This is a genomic window from Pantoea graminicola, assembly GCF_048452665.1.
In the GTDB taxonomy this organism is placed as follows: Bacteria; Pseudomonadota; Gammaproteobacteria; order Enterobacterales; family Enterobacteriaceae; genus Pantoea.
This window is the reverse complement of record NZ_JBLWSJ010000004.1, coordinates 347443-365537: the sequence shown is the minus strand read 5'-3', so window position 1 is coordinate 365537 and position 18095 is coordinate 347443. Positions and strand designations below refer to the sequence as shown.

At 55.7% G+C, this 18095-nt stretch carries 21 protein-coding genes; 6 read left to right on the top strand and 15 right to left on the bottom strand.

Going from position 1 to position 18095, the window contains the following annotated elements:
• Nucleotides 1-45 precede the first annotated feature (45 nt).
• The 8 genes from ACNY69_RS12390 to rppH form a co-directional block, all read right to left on the bottom strand.
• On the bottom strand, nucleotides 46-285 hold the full coding sequence (locus tag ACNY69_RS12390) for a prepilin-type N-terminal cleavage/methylation domain-containing protein (protein WP_367395796.1): 240 nt from the start codon (nucleotides 283-285) through the stop codon (nucleotides 46-48).
• A gap of 46 nt (nucleotides 286-331) precedes the next feature.
• A complete protein-coding gene (locus ACNY69_RS12385; RefSeq protein WP_418798524.1) occupies nucleotides 332-736 on the bottom strand; it encodes a DUF2509 family protein in 405 nt (134 codons plus the stop codon).
• On the bottom strand, nucleotides 733-1260 hold the full coding sequence (locus ACNY69_RS12380) for a prepilin peptidase-dependent protein (protein ID WP_199560024.1): 528 nt from the start codon (nucleotides 1258-1260) through the stop codon (nucleotides 733-735). The genes ACNY69_RS12385 and ACNY69_RS12380 overlap by 4 nt, the downstream gene beginning before the upstream one ends.
• Nucleotides 1257-1724, bottom strand: a complete 468-nt coding sequence (locus tag ACNY69_RS12375; RefSeq protein WP_367395798.1) for a prepilin-type N-terminal cleavage/methylation domain-containing protein — start codon at nucleotides 1722-1724, stop codon at nucleotides 1257-1259. The genes ACNY69_RS12380 and ACNY69_RS12375 overlap by 4 nt, the downstream gene beginning before the upstream one ends.
• Before the next feature lie 185 nt (nucleotides 1725-1909).
• The gene (gene thyA, locus ACNY69_RS12370) at nucleotides 1910-2704 is read right to left on the bottom strand and encodes a thymidylate synthase (RefSeq protein ID WP_111140834.1); all 795 of its coding nucleotides are present in this window, start codon (nucleotides 2702-2704) and stop codon (nucleotides 1910-1912) included.
• Complete coding sequence (lgt, locus tag ACNY69_RS12365; RefSeq protein ID WP_111140839.1) at nucleotides 2701-3582, bottom strand: prolipoprotein diacylglyceryl transferase; 882 nt, start codon at nucleotides 3580-3582, stop codon at nucleotides 2701-2703. Before lgt ends, thyA begins: the two co-directional genes overlap by 4 nt.
• Nucleotides 3583-3846: 264 nt before the next feature.
• Nucleotides 3847-6093, bottom strand: a complete 2247-nt coding sequence (gene ptsP / locus ACNY69_RS12360) for a phosphoenolpyruvate--protein phosphotransferase (protein ID WP_111140835.1) — start codon at nucleotides 6091-6093, stop codon at nucleotides 3847-3849.
• A gap of 12 nt (nucleotides 6094-6105) precedes the next feature.
• A complete protein-coding gene (rppH, locus tag ACNY69_RS12355; protein WP_111140836.1) occupies nucleotides 6106-6633 on the bottom strand; it encodes an RNA pyrophosphohydrolase in 528 nt (175 codons plus the stop codon).
• A 684-nt stretch (nucleotides 6634-7317) separates the two neighbouring features.
• Between rppH and mutH the strand changes: the two genes are divergently transcribed.
• The 4 genes from mutH to ACNY69_RS12335 all read left to right on the top strand — a co-directional run bounded on the left by mutH (nucleotide 7318) and on the right by ACNY69_RS12335 (nucleotide 10322).
• The gene (gene mutH / locus ACNY69_RS12350) at nucleotides 7318-7995 is read left to right on the top strand and encodes a DNA mismatch repair endonuclease MutH (RefSeq protein WP_111140837.1); all 678 of its coding nucleotides are present in this window, start codon (nucleotides 7318-7320) and stop codon (nucleotides 7993-7995) included.
• A 98-nt stretch (nucleotides 7996-8093) separates the two neighbouring features.
• Entirely contained in the window at nucleotides 8094-8804 is a 711-nt protein-coding gene (locus ACNY69_RS12345; protein WP_418798521.1) for a TerC family protein, read from the top strand.
• A gap of 118 nt (nucleotides 8805-8922) precedes the next feature.
• Nucleotides 8923-9141, top strand: a complete 219-nt coding sequence (locus ACNY69_RS12340; protein WP_111141762.1) for a YgdI/YgdR family lipoprotein — start codon at nucleotides 8923-8925, stop codon at nucleotides 9139-9141.
• Between the two features lie 140 nt (nucleotides 9142-9281).
• Nucleotides 9282-10322: an NADP(H)-dependent aldo-keto reductase gene (locus ACNY69_RS12335; RefSeq protein WP_111141760.1), complete on the top strand. Its 1041-nt coding sequence runs from the start codon at nucleotides 9282-9284 to the stop codon at nucleotides 10320-10322.
• A gap of 38 nt (nucleotides 10323-10360) precedes the next feature.
• Here ACNY69_RS12335 and ACNY69_RS12330 read toward each other — a convergent pair whose 3' ends face one another.
• Entirely contained in the window at nucleotides 10361-10813 is a 453-nt protein-coding gene (locus ACNY69_RS12330) for a GNAT family N-acetyltransferase (RefSeq protein ID WP_111141758.1), read from the bottom strand.
• A gap of 161 nt (nucleotides 10814-10974) precedes the next feature.
• Complete coding sequence (lysA, locus tag ACNY69_RS12325) at nucleotides 10975-12231, bottom strand: diaminopimelate decarboxylase (RefSeq protein ID WP_293770407.1); 1257 nt, start codon at nucleotides 12229-12231, stop codon at nucleotides 10975-10977.
• Between the two features lie 102 nt (nucleotides 12232-12333).
• Here lysA and ACNY69_RS12320 point away from each other — a divergent pair, with 102 nt between their 5' ends.
• Nucleotides 12334-13254, top strand: coding sequence for a LysR family transcriptional regulator (locus tag ACNY69_RS12320; protein ID WP_111141754.1), 921 nt, complete (start codon nucleotides 12334-12336; stop codon nucleotides 13252-13254).
• Here the strand turns inward: ACNY69_RS12320 and ACNY69_RS12315 are convergent.
• Complete coding sequence (locus ACNY69_RS12315) at nucleotides 13251-14414, bottom strand: MFS transporter (RefSeq protein WP_293770408.1); 1164 nt, start codon at nucleotides 14412-14414, stop codon at nucleotides 13251-13253. The genes ACNY69_RS12320 and ACNY69_RS12315 overlap by 4 nt on opposite strands.
• A 333-nt stretch (nucleotides 14415-14747) precedes the next feature.
• On the opposite strand from ACNY69_RS12315, the gene ACNY69_RS12310 reads away from it, so the two are divergent.
• Complete coding sequence (locus ACNY69_RS12310) at nucleotides 14748-15374, top strand: serine protease family protein (protein ID WP_111141750.1); 627 nt, start codon at nucleotides 14748-14750, stop codon at nucleotides 15372-15374.
• 37 nt (nucleotides 15375-15411) lie between these two features.
• Here ACNY69_RS12310 and ACNY69_RS12305 read toward each other — a convergent pair whose 3' ends face one another.
• The 4 genes from ACNY69_RS12305 to ACNY69_RS12290 form a co-directional block, all read right to left on the bottom strand.
• Complete coding sequence (locus tag ACNY69_RS12305) at nucleotides 15412-16380, bottom strand: fimbrial protein (RefSeq protein ID WP_111141748.1); 969 nt, start codon at nucleotides 16378-16380, stop codon at nucleotides 15412-15414.
• Nucleotides 16381-16464: 84 nt separating this feature from the next.
• On the bottom strand, nucleotides 16465-17019 hold the full coding sequence (locus ACNY69_RS12300; protein ID WP_111141746.1) for a fimbrial protein: 555 nt from the start codon (nucleotides 17017-17019) through the stop codon (nucleotides 16465-16467).
• Complete coding sequence (locus tag ACNY69_RS12295) at nucleotides 17019-17528, bottom strand: fimbrial protein (RefSeq protein ID WP_111141744.1); 510 nt, start codon at nucleotides 17526-17528, stop codon at nucleotides 17019-17021. Before ACNY69_RS12295 ends, ACNY69_RS12300 begins: the two co-directional genes overlap by 1 nt.
• 12 nt (nucleotides 17529-17540) lie before the next feature.
• Complete coding sequence (locus tag ACNY69_RS12290) at nucleotides 17541-18089, bottom strand: fimbrial protein (protein ID WP_418798516.1); 549 nt, start codon at nucleotides 18087-18089, stop codon at nucleotides 17541-17543.
• Nucleotides 18090-18095: the final 6 nt, after the last annotated feature.

Below are 18095 nucleotides of genomic sequence, written 5' to 3'. Positions count from 1 at the left end.
CCGCGTATCGCGGTTGAAACCCATCAAAAGGGCGACCTGGCGCGCTTAACAACGCAGCCGTGTGAGCGTGGCCCGGCGCTGCCAGGGACCCGTGACGTCAGCCTGCTCCAGGGTACAGCCTGACGGCCCCCCTTTTTGTTGCAGACTGGATGTCCAGCCCGCCACTTCATGCCCGTTCAGTCGCTGCTCAGCGACCCGCCATGCCTCACGCTGCGCCCACTGCTGGCTGAAGCTCAGCGCCAGTGCGCGATGATAGTGAAGCAGCGTGCTGCTGCTTAGCGCCATCAGCAGCAGCGCAAACAGGAGTTCCGGCAGACTGAATCCGCAGCATTCAGAGGCAGGTGGCAGGCGGCGTGAGCGGACAATAGTCGATCCAGCCGTGCGGCAGTGCGATAACCTGGTGGCCCTGTAACCGGACCCAGCGCCAGACGGCCATACCACTGTTGCTGGCCTCGCCTTTAAGCAGTGCCTCATCTTTTTCACCTCGCTGTAAACAACTGCGCCAGCCGTGACGATCGTCCTGCTGACAGTGCGCGGTCTCGCTGGCTGACCAGCGCAGGGAGAAACCCCACTGCAGCGCAGACTGCGCCCGCCAGAAATCGTTGATGTAGTGCTGTTCATCCGCCAGCAGCCGCATCCCCTGCTCAGACAGCCTGCGGCTAGCGTGCAGCGTGACGCTGCCGATCAGCAGCATCATCAGAACCATGCCCAGGGCGCTGCTGCCTCGCTCTTTCACAGATTTTCTCCCTCGACCCAGCTCTCGATCGTTTCCAGCCAGCGTCCGGCCCGCCCCTGCAGCACGATTCTGATCTGGGCATCCTGCCGACTGATGCTGAACTGCTCCAGCGTCATAAAGGCGGGATCGGAGAGCCGCTCCCAGCCCGCAGAGTGACACTCATCGACCCCGCGCTGTGTCTCAAGCTGCCGCTGTCGCAGGCGATAGCCGTAATAATCACTGCCGGTATGGCCCACCGCCTCCCATCTTCCGTTACTGTTCTCATCCCAGCGCAGCAGCAGGCAGTTCTCGCGAAGGGTGAGTGCGCCCGGCCCGCATTCGCCATGACAATATCCGGCCCGCCGCACCGCCTTTTCCAGCGTGGCCACTATCTGCTGTAACTCCTGGCGCAGCTGCGCCCGCTGCAGCATGCTGGCATTCTCTGCCAGCAGTCGTGGCAGGAAGTGTCCAACGCTGATCATCACAACGGCACTGATTGCCATCGCGATGAGCATCTCCAGCAGGCTGAATCCGTTTGCTTTCAACGACAGCTCTCCTCCTCCGTCATACAGAGGCGAATACGGGCCCGGGCGGAGATAATCAGTTTTATGCCTCCGGCACGGTTGCCCAGCCCGATGCTGCCCGCCGTGGCGACGTTACGACGGCCATAAAAACCCGGCTCTCCCCGGATGCCCGTGAGTTCCACATCCGGATGCGGGGCGACGAAATGCAGCGGGTTGCCAGGATGGCATTCACCGGCAGGGCTGCCGACACCAATGCACCAGGGCGCGCCAGGCCGCGACCACAAAACCAGATCGCTGTTGTGCCGGTTCGCCCGGGCGCGAACCCGCAGCAGAAAACCCTGCAGCTGCTGCGCGCTGTCGCGCAGTTGCTGTCGTTGTTGCCAGCGCTGCCAGCCGTGCAGTGCCGCGAGACTTAATGTGCCGGCAATCACCAGCACCAGCAGCAGTTCCGGCAGGGTAAAACCCCGTATGAGTGTGGTTTTCATAGCGGCAGAGTGCGGTCTGCGGAGCGGTGAAACAAGGAATTTTAGGGCACGCTGGAACGAAGGTGGCAGAGAATCGGCCTCATCGACAGTGACGGTCAAAAGCGTGCGAGCGGTGCCGCAGATTCAGCGTTCGGCGGGCAAAAAAAAGCCCCGGTTGCGAGCCAGGGCTTTCTCATTTTTATCGATCAGATGGCGACCGGGGCTTTGATCGCGGGATGCGGATCGTAGCCTTCAATCTCAAAGTCGTCGAACTGATAGTCAAACAGTGACGCCGGTTTGCGCTTAATGACCAGCTTTGGCAGCGGACGCGGTTCGCGGGTCAGCTGCAGGCGCGCCTGCTCCAGATGGTTACTGTAGAGGTGCGTATCGCCACCAGTCCAGACAAAGTCGCCGACCTGCAGATCGCACTGCTGCGCGACCATGTGCACCAGCAGCGCATAGCTGGCGATGTTAAACGGCAGGCCCAGGAAGATGTCACACGAACGCTGATAGAGCTGGCAGGAGAGCTTGCCGTCCGCCACGTAGAACTGAAAGAACGCGTGGCAGGGTGCCAGCGCCATCTCACTGAGTTCACCGACGTTCCAGGCAGAGACGATAATCCGGCGGGAGTCGGGATCGCGCTTCAGCTGCTCCATCACCTGGCTTAACTGGTCAATCTCCTGGCCGCTGGCGGTTCCCCAGCTGCGCCACTGCTTACCATAGACCGGGCCAAGATCGCCGTTCTCATCCGCCCACTCATCCCAGATCGAGACCTTGTTCTCTTTGAGATAGCCGATGTTGGTGTCACCTTTCAGGAACCACAGCAGCTCATGAATAATCGAGCGGATATGGCATTTTTTGGTGGTGACCAGCGGAAAACCATCCTGCAGATTGAAACGCATCTGGTGACCAAAAATTGAAAGCGTGCCGGTGCCGGTACGGTCAGCTTTTGGTGTGCCTTCGTTCAGCACATGCTGCATTAAATCCAGATACTGTTTCATTTTTCCTCGCGAAATTGGGGCTGCGGGCGACGACGATACGCCCAGATCATCATAATAATGCCGGCAACAATCATCGGCACAGAGAGGATCTGGCCCATGCTGATGCCGCCTTCAAACAGGCCAAGCTGAGCATCCGGCTGGCGGAAGAATTCCACGATAATGCGGAATGCGCCATAGCCAATCAGGAACAGGCCAGAGACGCTGCCCATCGGGCGTGGCTTGCGGATAAACAGGTTGAGGATGATAAAGAGTACAATACCTTCCAGCGCCAGTTCATAGAGCTGCGACGCGTGACGCGGCAGCACGCCGTAGGTATTCAGCAGGGCCTGATACTGCGGATTGCTGGCGGCCAGCGCGACATCCTCGCTGCGTGAGCCGGGGAAGAGCATGGCATAGCGGAAGTTCGGATCGACACGTCCCCAGAGTTCGCCGTTAATGAAGTTGCCGAGACGTCCGGCACCCAGACCAAACGGGATCAGCGGTGCAATAAAATCAGAGACCTGGAAGAAGGTGCGTTTGGTGCGGCGGGCAAAGATCAGCATCACCACAATCACCCCGATCAGGCCACCGTGGAACGACATACCGCCATCCCAGACCTTGAAGAGATAGAGAGGGTTTTCCAGGAACAGCGGCAGATTGTAGAACAGCACATAGCCGATACGTCCGCCCAGGAAGACCCCCAGGAAACCGGCGTACAGCAGGTTCTCAACTTCCTCTTTCTTCCAGCCGCTGCCAGGTTTATTTGCCCGGCGTACCGCCAGCCACATGGCAAAAACAAAGCCCACCAGATACATCAGTCCGTACCAGTGAAGCGAAACCGGTCCGATCGAAAAGATCACCGGATCGAACTGCGGAAATGCAATATAGCCGTTATTCATCATTCACCGTCTATTTTTCAGCCCTGAAAAGGGGTGTTGTCAGGCACATAAATTAAGGCTGCGCATCATAGCACAGCCGGTTTTGTGAAATGCCGCGCAAATGTAAACGCGGATAACCCGTTTAGCCTGCCCCGTCGGAGGCACCCGTTGCAGCCACTCCGTACAGGGACAGCGCGGAACCACCGGAGCGTACAGAGAGTACGTGAGGATGATAAGCACTGACTGGAGCCGGAATGGCAGAACATCGCCTGACGAGCCAGGCGGTCAGCGACCGCCGCGAATCAACCCACCCAGACCGCGCCGCTCCATAAAGGCTGAAACCAGATGGCGGACTTCGGTGGCGGTGTGAGCATGCATCCCCTGCTCGCTCAGCGCCTGCGCCTCTTCATAATCCAGATGACGCAGCAGATATTTCACGCGTGGCACGTTTTTGCCGTTCATGCTGAGGTGGTGATAACCCAGACCCACCAGCAGGGCGACGCACATCGGATCGCCTGCCATTTCACCACACAGGCATAATTCGAGATTAGCCAGACGGGCTTCCTGGGCGATCGCATTCAGCGCGCGAAGCATCGCCGGATGCAGCGAATCATAGAGATTGGCAACGCGGGTGTTATTGCGGTCCACCGCCAGCAGATACTGTGTCAGGTCGTTGGTCCCGACTGAAACAAAATCGACCCGCGATGCCAGGTGCGGGATCATAAACAGCATCGACGGCACTTCGATCATGATGCCGATACGTGGCGCAGGAATGGCGTAACCCAACATCTCTTCCACTTCACGTCCGGCGCGATCGATCAGCTGTTTTGCATCATCGATCTCATCGATATGACTGATCATGGGCAGCAGAATACTGAGATTGCCGGAGGCGGCGTTGGCTCGCAGCATCGCGCGCACCTGCACCAGGAAAATCTCCGGCTGATCGAGCGTCAGGCGAATGCCGCGCCAGCCCAGGCAGGGATTCTCTTCACTGATCGGCATATAAGGCAGCTGCTTATCAGCCCCGACATCAAGCGTTCGCAGCGTCACCGGCTTATCGTGAAACAGCTGCAACATGCCCTGATACTGTGCCACCTGCTCCTCTTCCGACGGGAAGCCGTTCTGCAGCATAAAGGGGATTTCGGTGCGGTAGAGGCCGATGCCATCCACCCAGCTGCCCAGCGCCTGCTCATGCTCCGGGCTTAAGCCAGCGTTCAGCATCACCTGCACGCGCTCGCCACTTTTCAGCTCACCCGGCTGGTCGACGACCCCTTCCGCCATCCTGCTCAGCGCATTCTCTTCGCTGATCAGCCGCTGATACTCCTGCACCAGCACCGGCTCGGGATCGATCAACAGCTCACCACGGTAGCCATCGACGATCAGCAGGCGTTTATTGAGCTGATGAGGCTGAATATCTGCCCCCATCACCGTCGGAATGCCCATGGCACGCGTCAGGATAGCGGCGTGCGAGTTGGCCGCGCCATCACGCACCACCACGCCCGCCAGCCGCTCCTGCGGCAGCTCCGCTAAGGTGGTGGCGGTCAGCTCATCGGCCACCAGCACAAAACGCTCCGGCCAGGCGTTGGTCCCAACCAGCGTATCATCGAGGTGAAACAGCAGCCGCTGACCCAGCACCCGCAGATCGCCTGCGCGTTCGCGCAGATAGCTGTCACTCAGGCTGGCGAACTGCTTAGCAAATTTCTCGATGACCTGCTTTACGGCCCATTCGGCGACGGATCCGCGCTCGATCTCCGCGAAGAGATCCTTCTTCAGCCGGGCATCGGTCAACAGGTGAGAGTAGAGATCGAAGATAGCCGCGCTCTCTTTCTGGGCGCTGGCGCTGAAACGTTTGCTAAAGCGACGAAATTCATTGGCCGCTTCGCTCATGGCGAGCGACAGACGTTCGCGCTCACGCTGAACATCCAGCGTGGAGGCGGCGGAAACCTGATCGAGCAGTGGCTGTGTCTCATCGACCCAGCCCGGCGCCACGGCGACACCCGGTGCTGCCGCAATAGCACGCACCCGCGTCTGCCGGAACTGACCAAACAGTTGCCCCATCTGAGACTGCGACAGCAGCGTCGCCATCTGCGTGGCCAGCGTGACCAGAAACGACTCTTCGCTTTCATCAAACTGACGGTGTTCGCGCTGCTGCACTACCAGCACGCCGAGCAGCTGGCGACGACTGATAATGGGGACGCCGAGGAAGGAGCGATAGCGCTCCTCTTTCACTGAGGGAATATATTTGAAACTGGGGTGGCTCTGCGCATCCGCGAGGTTGATCGGTTCGGCCAGACGGCCCACTAAACCGACAATCCCTTCATCAAACGCCAGCGTCACCGTGCGGCCACGCGGCTTTTTAAGTCCGCGCGTCGCCATCAGGTAATAGCAGCGACGATCGTGGTCGGCGAGGTAAACGGAACAGACTTCCGTTTCCATCGCCAGACAGATCTCATTGACCAGAATGTCGAGTGCTTCATTGAGACGCGGCGCACTCGCCACTTTTTCTACAATTTCGCGCAACTGAGTGAGCATAAAGGGCGTGGCCTATCCTCTCTTACGTCGATGGGCAGGATTATTTCGCTGCCCCGCACTCTCCTGCATAGTCATCACCACGCCAGCGAATTCCTTCATCACCCGACGGTAGACATCGCGCTTGAAGGAGACAACCTGACGTACCGGATACCAGAAGCTGACCCAGCGCCAGCCGTCAAACTCCGGCGTGCTGCTGTGCTGCACATTGATATCCGCGTCATTACACATTAACTGCAAGAGAAACCACTTCTGTTTCTGGCCGATACATACCGGCTTTGTGTCCCAACGCACCAAACGTTTTGGCAACTTGTAACGCAACCAGTTACGGGTAGAAGCAAGTATTCGCACATCTTTCCGGTGTAATCCGACCTCTTCGAACAGTTCGCGATACATCGCCTGCTCTGCGGTTTCACCGGGATTGATGCCTCCCTGAGGAAATTGCCAGGAGTGCTGTCCAAAGCGCCTGGCCCATAACACTTGTCCCTGCCGGTTACAGATTACGATACCAACATTCGGGCGGTAGCCATCATCATCGATCACCGGACTACCTCAAAGCAAAATTTGAATGCGCTGATTGTTTCACACTCCTTACAGGCGGTAAACCACTGGATTCATGAGGGGTTAAGTCCTGTTTATCGGGATAACTCACAGAAAATCGCGAAGTTATAAACAACAACCGCAAAAAAGATCGATCTTATTCACTATTTCTGTGGATAGCTTTGTGCAGAACGCGGGAGTTAACTGAATAACCCCCCAGGCGGGTAACGGATAGGCGGAATCAGAAAACTTATTATCTTACTGATTATATTGCCATTAAATTCAGAACGGTTATGCGGATGCTTTTTACAGACAGCGAATAGTTTTGCGACGGCTGACAAATGGTTAAAATTTAGCCGCCGCCTTTTTTATCCACAGATAATCGCTCAGAGTCAGGTCAGAGCGGTGAAATTATGCTCAGATCGCGAAAAGTCAAGGCTGTAAATGGAACCAGTACCGCACACAATGGGGGGTTATCCCATTTTTCTGTGGATAACCGGACTGGAGATCCTGTTCATTCTTGCGGGTAAGCTGGGATAACCCGGGCTTCCTGTGGATGACCCAAAGGCTCTGCAGTAAAAAAAGCGCGATCAATCATGTTATTATCGCTCCCGGAGACGATTTATTTTCGTCAACGATTTTATCTGTCCGCCTCTGTACATTTTTTAACCACCATGAGTGAGCAACATGAGTAACCAGCCCGGACCACCCGAAGACGAAGCCAGCCTGCTGGCACGCGCCCAGGCGTTAGCCGGATTCACCCTGGAAACACTGGCGGCGCGCGCGGGCCTGCCGATGCCTGCCGATCTGAAACGTGATAAAGGCTGGGTCGGAATGCTGCTGGAGTGGCACCTTGGTGCCTGCGCTGGCAGCAAAGCGGAACAGGATTTTGCGCATCTGGGCATTGAACTGAAAACCATCCCGATTGATGCGCAGGGTAAACCGCTGGAAACTACCTTTGTCTGCGTCGCGCCCCTGACCGGCAACAGCGGCGTCACCTGGCAGACCAGCCATGTCCGCCATAAGCTGGCCCGCGTCCTCTGGATCCCGGTGGAAGGCGAACGGGCGATCCCATTGCGTGAACGCCGTGTCGGCGCGCCGCTGTTATGGAGCCCGGACGAGAAAGAAGATGAGATGCTGCGCCAGGACTGGGAAGAGCTGATGGATATGATCGTGCTGGGACGCGTCGAGCAGATCACGGCACGCCATGGTGCCTGGCTGCAGATCCGTCCTAAAGCCGCCAACAGCAAGGCACTGACCGAAGGTATTGGCGATCAGGGCCAGCCGATCATGACCCTGCCGCGCGGCTTTTACCTCAAAAAGAGTTTCACCGGGCCACTGCTGGCGCGCCATTTTCTGCTCTGAATCGCCTTCAATACTGACAGGACCGCAATTTTGCGGGAGATCGGCGAACCGAATGCGTATAATCGCCGTTTACTTTTCGTTTAGGATTGAATGTCGGTATGTTTGAGTGGATTTCTGATCCCAACGCCTGGCTGGCGCTGGGTACCCTGACCATCCTTGAGGTGGTGCTGGGTATCGATAACATCATTTTCCTGTCACTGGTGGTCGCAAAACTGCCGAAACATCAGCAAGCCAGCGCACGCCGCATCGGTCTGATGGGCGCGATGTTAATGCGTCTGGGCCTGCTGGCTTCCATTGCGTGGGTCGCGCGTCTGACTAACCCGCTGTTCACGCTGATGGATCACCCCTTCTCCGCGCGCGATCTGATCCTGCTGTTTGGGGGCCTGTTCCTGCTGTGGAAATCGAGCATGGAGATCCATGAAACGATTGAAGGTGTCGAAGGCGAACATAATACGCGCGTGCACTCCTTCCTGGGCGCGATTGTGCAGATCATGATGCTCGACATCATTTTCAGCCTCGACTCCGTCATCACCGCCATCGGCCTTTCCGATCATCTGTTCATCATGATGGCGGCGGTCGTGATTGCCGTGTTTATGATGATGTTCGCCGCGCGAGCCATTGGTGAGTTTGTCGACCGCCATCCGTCCGTGAAAATGCTGGCGCTCTCTTTCCTGATTCTGGTCGGTTTTACCCTGATTCTGGAGAGTTTTGCGGTGCACGTACCAAAAGGTTACATTTATTTCGCCATGTTCTTCTCAATGGCGGTTGAGTGTCTTAACCTGATGCGCAGTAAGAAAAAGCACGCCTGAGAAAGTCAAGGGCGAGCCTGCTCGCCCGGTTATTTTCAGATTCCTTCGATTAACCCCGCCAGCAAAACCATTTATTACTACACTTTTTGCAATTGACGATTTGTGAGGATAAGGCGTGATGAGAGGGTTGGCAGGGGCAGCACTGATAGTAATGACCGCAGCATGCTTAAGCGGATGCAGTTCTGATTATGTTATGGCGACCAAAGATGGCCGGATGATCATGACCGAGGGGAAGCCCAGCATCGATAAAGAGACGGGCCTGGTGGAATACACCGATCAGACAGGCCACGCCGTGCAGATTAACAGCGATGAGGTCTCAACGATCATTGAACGTTAAGTACCTGTTTTGATCACCTGTCAACGATTCCCCGCTGACAGGTGATTTCCCCGACTTTTCCCCCTTCCTTCCCCGCCGTTGCTCGCGCTATAGTCCCTGAGGACACAACATTCCGTTCCATAAAGAAAAGGACGCTGGCAATGCACTATCATCGTATTCCCCACAGCACGCTGGAAGTGAGTCAGCTGGGACTGGGCACTATGACGTTTGGCGAACAGAATAGCGAAGCCGACGCGCATGCTCAGCTGGATTTGGCTATCCGTTCCGGCATCAACCTGATTGATACTGCCGAGATGTATCCGGTGCCACCGCGCCCGGAAACCCAGGGTCTGACTGAACGCTATATTGGCAGCTGGCTTAAACAGCGCGGTTGTCGCGACAAAGTCATTCTGGCCAGCAAAGTCGCCGGACCAACGCGCGGCGCTGATGCCTCCATTCGTCCCGATATGGCGCTGGATCGTAAAAATATCCGTGCCGCGCTCGACGCCAGCCTGAAACGCCTGAACACCGACTACCTTGATCTCTACCAGCTGCACTGGCCTCAGCGCCAGACCAACTTTTTTGGCAAGCTCGGCTATCAGTACAGCGAAACCACCGCACAGGTGACGCTGCTGGAGACGCTGGAAGCACTGACTGAACAGGTGCGCGCCGGTAAGATCCGCTATATCGGCGTGTCGAATGAAACCGCGTGGGGCGTAATGCGCTACCTGCAGCTGGCGGAAAAACATGAGCTGCCGCGTATCGTCAGCATTCAGAATCCCTACAGCCTGCTGAACCGCAGCTTTGAGGTGGGTCTGGCGGAGATCAGCCAGCATGAAGGGGTTGAGCTGCTGGCCTACTCCAGCCTGGCCTTTGGCACGCTGAGCGGCAAATATCTCAACGGCGCACAGCCCGCAGGCGCGCGTAACACGCTGTTCAGCCGCTTCACCCGCTACAGCGGCGAGCAGTCACAGCAGGCGATTGCCGAATATGTGGCTCTGGCTCAGCAGCATCAGATCGATCCGTCGCAGATGGCACTCGCCTATGTGCGTCAGCAGCCATTTGTAGCCAGCACGCTGCTGGGTGCCACCACGCTTGAGCAGCTGCAGATGAATATCGACAGCTTCAATCTGACCTTAAATGCAGAGATCCTGGAAGGTATTGAGGCGATCCATCGTCGCTATACCTATCCGGCTCCCTGATCACGCCTGCCAGCTGCCTCCCTGGCGGCTGGCCTCGCTTACAGGTCGCGGCAATAGAGCTTGACCGGTTTGTCAGGATACTCCAGGGCTTCACCCTGTGGCAGCCAGCCAGACCGTTCGTAGTAGCCCGAAAAAGTGGACCATAGCCACAATCGCGGATAGCCCTGTTCCCGTGCCCACGCAATGACGTGCTGCTGCAACGCCTCACTCACGCCTTTGCCCCTTGCCGGTTCATCCACATAGAGAGCCGCCAGCCAGGGAAAGAGATCCTGACGGCTGATGAGGTCGCAGCGCCAGAAGCCGACGGTGCCGATCGCCCTGCCCGCCTCGATTGCAACAAAGGTGATCGGAAATTCAGCGCCGCTCAGGCTGCTGTTCACCACGCTGGCGAAAAACGCCCGGCTGTTAGCGTCACCAAATGCGCGCCACTGCCAGTCGATGATCTGATCGGCAAACTGCGGCATTTCACTGAGCGGAACGATCTTAATCACATTCTTATCCTTTACTGGGAGTACAGATCCGGGCTTGAGATATCGCTGAAGGCCGCGCCAGAAAAGGCGATTTTCTTCGTCACCGCACGCAGACGAGACAGAGCACGCAGCCGTAACACGGGTCGTTGCTGAGGCGGCACGCTGGCCGCCAGAGAGGGGAATTAGCTGATTTCCAGTGCCAGCAACGACTGAATCGTCTGCGCACGGCGGATCTCGCGCGGCTGGCCCTGTTCGAACAGCACTTCCGGGATCAGTGGACGGCTGTTGTAGTTAGAGGACATCGAAGCGCCGTAGGCACCCGTGTCGTGGAAGACCAGATAATCGCCCACCTTTGCCGCCGGAAGCGCACGCGGCTCGACCATGCCACCCTCAAGCTGGGTAAAAACATCGCCCGACTCGCACAGCGGGCCTGCCACCACAGTATCAAGGGTCTGCTGCTCATCAATCGCCCGTTCGTCACCCGCCATCAGCGAAATATGGTGATAGCTGCCGTACATCGAAGGACGCATCAGGTCACTGAAACCGGCGTCGACCAGCACGAAGTGACGGCTGCCCATCGACTTCACCGCCCGGACCTGCGACACCAGCACACCCGCCTCGGCTACCAGGAAGCGGCCGGGTTCGATCTCCAGCTTGACTGCGTGGCCCAGATGCTGAGCAATACGCTGGCGTGCCGCATCCCAGAGCCCGAAGTAGTGCGCGGTATCGATAGCCTCTTCGCCATAGCGGTAAGGCACAGAAAGACCGCCGCCTGCGGAGATCGCTGTCAGATCCTGACCGGAAGCCATCACCAGTTCCACCATCGCATCACACACCTGCTGCAGATGCCCATAGTCCACGCCTGAACCGATGTGCATGTGAATGCCCACCAGTTTCAGGCCATGCTGCGTAATCGCAGCCAGCGCCTCCTCCAGGTCGCCGTGCCAGATTCCGTGCTTGCTGTTTTCACCGCCAGTATTGGTCTTCTGGCTGTGGCCGTGACCAAATCCCGGATTGACCCGCAGCCACACCGCATGTCCCGGCGACACCGCTCCCAGCTGATGCAGCATATCGATCGATCCGGCATTCACCGGCACCTTCAGCGCGGCGACCCGCTCCAGCGTCGGCTGATCAAACAGATCGGCGGTAAAGACGATCTCATCACCGCCGGGCTGATAACCGGCGGCCAGCGCACGCTCGATCTCGCCCAGAGAGACCGAATCAACCTTTACGCCTGCCGCGCGCATCAGGCGCAGAATATGGGTATTCGAGCAGGCTTTCTGCGCAAAGCGCACCACATCAAACGCCTGCAACTGGGCGATGCGCGCCTGAATGATCTGCGCATCGTAAGCCCAGAATGGTCCGGCATAGCGGCGTGCCAGCGGCAGCAGATGTGCGGCGTTAAGAGCAGTTTCGGTATTCTGTAAAGGACGTGGCATAGCAATTCTCCTGTGGCGATACCGGCATTAAGCCAGAAACATGCCATAGCGGAAAATATCTGTTTTAATAGGATCTATGCAGAATGGATATAGGAAGCGGCTGTGGCAAACATAAACTGGCGGCATATTGAGGTCTTTCACGCTGTCATGACCAGCGGCAATCTGACTCAGGCCGCTACGCTGCTGCACACCTCGCAGCCGACCGTCAGCCGGGAGCTGGCACGTCTGGAGCAGCAGCTGGGACTGGCGCTGTTCGCCCGGGTCCGCGGCCGCCTGCAACCCACGGTGCAGGGGCTGCGTCTGTTTGAAGAGGTTCAGCGATCCTGGTATGGGCTGGACCGCATCATGGAAGCCGCTGAGGGGCTGCGCCAGTTCCGCCAGGGAGAGCTGTCGATCGCCTGCCTGCCCGTGTTTTCGCAGTCGCTGCTGCCGCCGCTTTGCCAGCCTTTTTTGCAGTGCTACCCGGATGTAAGCCTCAACGTCATTCCTCAGGAGTCACCTCTGCTTGAAGAGTGGCTCTCTGCACAGCGTTACGATATCGGCTTAACCGAAACGCAGCACGCCCCGGCCGGTACGGATCGCCTCGCCCTGCTGACCTGTGATGAGGTGTGCGTGTTGCCGCAGCAGCATCCCCTCTGTAAGCGTGACGAGCTGACGCCTCAGGATTTTGCGGGCGAACAGTATGTCAGCCTGTCGCGCAGCGACAGCTATCGTCAGCTGCTGGATACGCTGTTTCAGGAAAAGGGCGTCGAACGACGTATGGTGATGGAGACTCACAGCGCGGCCTCGGTGTGTGCGATGGTCAGAGCAGGCGTAGGGATTTCGATCGTGAATCCGCTGACGGCGCTGGATTACGCCGACAGCGGTGTGGTGATGCGTAAGTTCAGCGTAGCGGTGCCGTTTACCGTCAGCCTGGTGAGGCCACGTCATCGCCCCGCTTCGGCGCTGGTCGATGCCTTTGTCAGCCACCTGCAGCAGCAGGTGGCTGACTTTCCGGCCCGTATCGCCGCGCGCCTGACTTAAGCGCGCGCCCTGACGGCCGCGCGTCCCGATTTGCGGAAGGTGATCAGGCAGATCAGCAGGCCGATAACAGCCAGCGCAGCCGCGGCAACCGGCACCGCCGTCAGACCAAATCCTTTGCCAATCACTGCACCGCCTGCCCAGGCACCCAGCGCATTGCCGACGTTAAATGCCGAGATGTTCAGGGTGGACACCAGATTAGGCGCCTCTTTACCGTGACGAACCACGTTGATCTGCAGCCCCGGCACGGTAGCAAAGGTGGCCATCGCCCACAGGAACAGCGTGACCTCGGCCAGCCACAGCGCATGGCTGGTCCAGCTGAACAGCAGTGAGAAGATGGCGATCAGTGAGAAGCTGAGGATCAGGCTAAAGGAGACTTTCCAGTCGGCCAGCCGGCCGCCGAGAATGTTGCCGACCGTCAGGCCCGCGCCAATCAGGAACAGCGTCCAGCTCACTCCGCGACCGCTGATGCCGGTCACCTCTGACAGCAGCGGCGCAATATAACTGAACAGCGCGAACATCGCTGCGGCAAAGAACACCGTCATCAGCAGTGATAGCCACAGTTTGCCGTTAGCCAGCGCGCCGATTTCACTCGCCAGATGAACCGGTTTTTCCTCTCTGTTCTGCGGCAGACTCACGATCAGAGCGATAAAGGCCAGCACGCCAATCACCGCCACGCCCCAGAAGGTGGCCCGCCAGCCAAACATCTGTCCGAAGCTGGTGCCCAGCGGAACGCCAAGCACGTTGGCTAAGGTCAGGCCGGTAAACATCAGCGCCACGGCGGACGCCTGACGATCGGCAGGCACCAGACTGGCGGCGACCACCGCGCCAATACCAAAGAACGCACCGTGACAGAGTGCGGTAACGATCCGGGCCAGCATCAGCAGGTGATAATTGTAAGCCAGCGCGCACAGCAGATTACCGATGATAAAAATCACCATCAGCAGGATCAGCGTTTTTTTGCGCGGCAGCCGCGCGGTCAGCAGCGCCATAATCGGCGCGCCGATCGCCACACCCAGCGCATAGCCGCTGATCAGCCAGCCCGCCGAGGGAATCGACACCTGAAGGTCGCGGGCCACCTCCGGCAGCAATCCCATAATGACAAATTCCGTCGTTCCGATGGCGAACGCACTCAGCGCCAGCGCCAGTAATGCTACAGGCATAACACTCTCCCGGTCTTATTTGCAGGTGAACCGCGCAGCTGCGCAGCGCCACGACGCGCTTTAAAATTTGATCTGCGTCACGCGGCGTATTACAGCATAGCCCCGGAGAGCGACATAGCCTGCACGCAGCAAAGGATTATTGCCTGCACTGCAATAATCCTGCTGACGCGCTGACGTATCGCGTGCGTCTTGTGCGGGCCGCGCCAGGTTGTGATTTTCTGCTGAGCGTTTACGCTTTTTAACTGGGAATTAATTAATTAATTCGCAACCTTGCCGATATATCCCTAATAAATTGCCAGGTGATGTCATCCACTTCTGACGCAGGGAGAAAGAATGCAACGACTCATAGCCTTGATGGTTTTCGGCTTAACGGGTTGCTCGGTCGGTCACTATGAGTACAGTCGGGAAGCGGAAAAACGGGTTGATATGACCGTGACCGGTATTCCCACCATACTGGGTTTAGGTACGCTCGGTACTACCATCCCGCTGACGCCGGAATACAGCCTGACCGCTGCGCATGTGGCGAAATTTTCGCTTTACCGGGTCAAAGCCTGGCATCCTGAATGCGATCTGGCGGTGGTCTACCATAAGAACAGCGAAATGAACCTGCCCCCCAGCTTTCGCAATAGCCATATCGGCGATCGGGTTAATCTCTACGGCTACAGTTTTATTTCAGCCATGCCAGTCAGCTCCAGCGGACAGAACCTGATCAACACCACGCTGGCGAATAGCTGGAACAAGCCAGCATGTGTCGTGGTTGCGGCGAATGCGGGTGTGGTGAAAGGGATGTCGGGCGGCGCGGTGTATAACGCCTCTGATGATACGCTGGCAGGGGTGATTATTGGCTACAGTAACAACATTGATGACAATGCGACCGGCAAAACGCTCTATAAGAACGTGGCGCTCTATGTACCCTATGCACGATTTGAAAACTGGCTGCATCAGGCGATTAAGTCCTGAGATAAAACGCCCGATGCAGCGGGCTGACTGGGTTCAGTTAAAGCTCAGTAATAATAAGTGTGGCAGATGCCGTAAAATCACCCGTAGCAATACGGGTACCGGAAACCAGAGGGTTTCTGAGTGCACTGAAGACCAGATTCGTCGTCGCGGATCCTCCCGCCGGAACATTCATGGTGAAAGTGGAACCATTATTCAGTATGACGCCATTCGCCCGAACGGCGACGCCCAGCGCAGGATTGCTGGTTGTTATCTGAGATGACGACCAGAAGACAGGCGTCATATTCAGTTTTACCGAAAAATCGTGCTTACTGGAGCCGGAACAATTTAGCGTAAAGGGCTTAGTCTTGTCCGTTTCGGATCCCGGAAATGTGCCGATCGCCGAACGCTCCAGCGGCCCAAACGCCACATCAATGCTGGGTGTACTGGTACTGCAACTGTCTGCGGCGACACGGTTAATCGGTGCTGAGCACTGTACCGTTCCTTTTGGCCATTCGGCGTTGATTCCCCATAATGCCCAGCCTGAGACGTAGTTTACACCGGTAATGCTAAGGCAAAGCCCTTTATAAACTCTGCCATCCCAGACATTATTGTCGGTCCCCCCTGCGTTAGGGCCTGTGACAAAATTCGCAGTAAGTTTGTTATTCCAGGGCATATTTTCAAAATATGAGGCAAATTCTCCCCAGTTTCTGGAAATCTGATAGATAGACTTTTCATACACCGGGCCAACCAGTTTGGTACAGCTTGTATCCGATACACAGTTTGCGAGATAGATTTGCATTACACTGGGAGAATAAGGCACAGGAACAGAATCATGCGCATTGCTTATTTTCTGAAGTATAAAAAATGTGCCTGGTCCGCATTGCACATCTGCTGCGGTAGTCTGATTAGGCCAGCAGGCAATAAGCTCAAAATCGTAAGCGTGAGCAGTTTTATTCAAAGAGAAAATAAAAACAAAGACAGATAATAATTTCAATGATAAAAAGCAGCCCGCCCTGATTAAATTCATACTTACCTCTCATTTTTTTCTATCTTAACAGCCATTTTTTTATAAAATTAACACTCACTAATCGTCTGTATCTTTACTATCAGGCTACTCATAATTAAGTGTAAAAGTCGCAACGGCGCTAAATTTACCCCGGATGATTGAACGATTCTGAATTGCGGTTGGTCTGCCCTGCACATATCCTTTCAGGACCAGTTCAGTAGTACCCGCAGTGAGCTCAAAAGCAGGCGTTGCCTTATTAAAGGGTAAAATGACACCGTCAGTAGTCTCCAAGCCAATAGCGATCCCCCTGGCCATGCCCGTTACTGCTAACATGTCCGTCAATTCACTGTCTGCGGCCCCGGAAAATGTCAACGACACGGTAGTACCCAGCGATAGATCGCACTCCAGCAAGCGCACAGTGAACGGCTGACTATGCGTACGCTGATTAATGTAGAGATATTTATCAATGATGGTATCAAAATCCAGTTCAATAACTTCTGTTTCAGGATCCAGCACGCAGGGGTCAGCAACCAGATTGCCTGAAAAATTCAGGTTATCGGTTACGCCATAGGCTCTTGAATTTATCAATAGCAGTAAAAAAAGGGTCAACAATCTGCCGGTTCTCGTTCTTTTAAAACAGCAGGATGATATTTTTTTCATTACTCATACTCCGCCAGCAATGTGGCCGTTGCATTAAAAGCGCCTTCATACAACGTCACACCTGATGCGACAGGCACAGCCTTGAGCACCGGAGGCGAATTGTAATCTATAACAAACGGCTGATTAATGATTACCGGCAAGCCATTCTGTAAGATTCCAATCCCCAGCCCTGGAATATTGGTGTTAATAGCGCCCGTATTATAAGATGTCTGAGCGCCTTTCACTGTCATTTTCAGGTTTGCTGAGTCATCAGGATCTTCGCATTCAAGTGTGTAATTGATATCCTGGATATATCTTTTCCCATCGATTTTTTTGATACCCACATTACCAAACTCAATATAAATCATCCCGTCGTTGTTGATATGGCAGGGTTTACGTTTAAGCGTGCCGTGAATTTTAACGTCAAGGGTATCCCCCGTCTGAACGGCAAAGCAAAAGGGAATAACAAAAAAAATTATCGCTATTACACTGATGTACTTTGTTAACAGCGTATGAAGCCGGGCGTCCATCGTAATGAGTCCTTATAAATAGTCCACTTTCAGGGTTGCCGAAGCGTTGAATTCCTGTCCATTACTAAATTTAGCACCCGAATTTTTAACCAGTACAACATCCAGAGCAGGAGGCGAAGCTGCATTAATCGTAAACCATGTATTTGGACTTACCTTTTGACTATCCTGAAGCAATTTTATCCCTAATCCATTGACATCCGTGGTTAAAAGCGTGCTGTCAAAAGAAGCGGCTTCTCCAATCCATTCCATTTTGATTGTTTTTCCGTCCGCGTCACCTTTGCAGCTCAGGGAATAGTCAACGGCCTTTTTATAATAGTCACCGCTGATTTGATTAATGAATACATCACCAAATTCAATCTGAATCAGTTTATCGCTTCCGAACGTACAGGATGCGGTGGCGATAACTGTTCCTGTAATATTGACAGGAACAGGATTGACAGTAACGGCGCCCTGCGCACTGAGAAGCGGGACCAGTATACATCCCAGAAAAATAGCGATCTTCCTGGTAAAAAGAGGGAGATCCGAAAATATCGATCTCTTTCCGCCATACTCTTCAGACATAAAATA